1 protein-coding gene is annotated in these 521 nt (G+C 77.2%); it reads left to right on the top strand.

From position 1 onward, the window contains the following. On the top strand, positions 1-295 hold a 295-nt coding region (locus G3I40_RS06350; RefSeq protein ID WP_164301175.1), incomplete at its 5' end, for a PTS fructose transporter subunit IIA. Positions 296-521 lie beyond the last annotated feature (226 nt).

Below are 521 nucleotides of genomic sequence, written 5' to 3'. Positions count from 1 at the left end.
CCCGGCGGGCGGCACACCCGACGGCGGGCTCGGGACGAGCACGGAGCTGATCTCCGCCGCGGCGGCACAGGTCGACCGGGGTTCGGGCGTCGCGGTGCTGGTCGATCTCGGCAGCGCGGTGCTCACGGTGAAGGCGCTGCTCGCGGAAGGGGACGAACTCCCGGACGGCACGCGCCTGGTGGACGCCCCGTTCCTGGAGGGCGCGGTCGCCGCGGTGGTCTCCGCCTCGGCCGGGGCGGACCTGGACGCGGTCGTGGCGGCGGCGTCGGAGGCGTACACGTACCGCAAGGAGTGAGCGGCAGGGCACGCCCGTGCCCCGGTTTTGCCGGGGCACGGCAGCCTGCCTGCCGCGTACGTCAGTTGGCGCGCAGGAACTTTCGTGCCGCGGCCTCGCCGGCCGCGACGGCCGAGCGGTGGCTCTCCAGGGGGCGGGCGCGGGCGCCGGGGAACAGGATGTACGTCACCTCGTGGCCGGCGCCGCCGCGCACCGGGTGCGGGTCGATGCCGAGGGCGCGGGCGGC

Source organism: Streptomyces sp. SID14478 (genome assembly GCF_010548525.1).
Taxonomy (GTDB): domain Bacteria; phylum Actinomycetota; class Actinomycetes; order Streptomycetales; family Streptomycetaceae; genus Streptomyces.
This window is presented reverse-complemented; position numbering and strand designations above follow the sequence as displayed.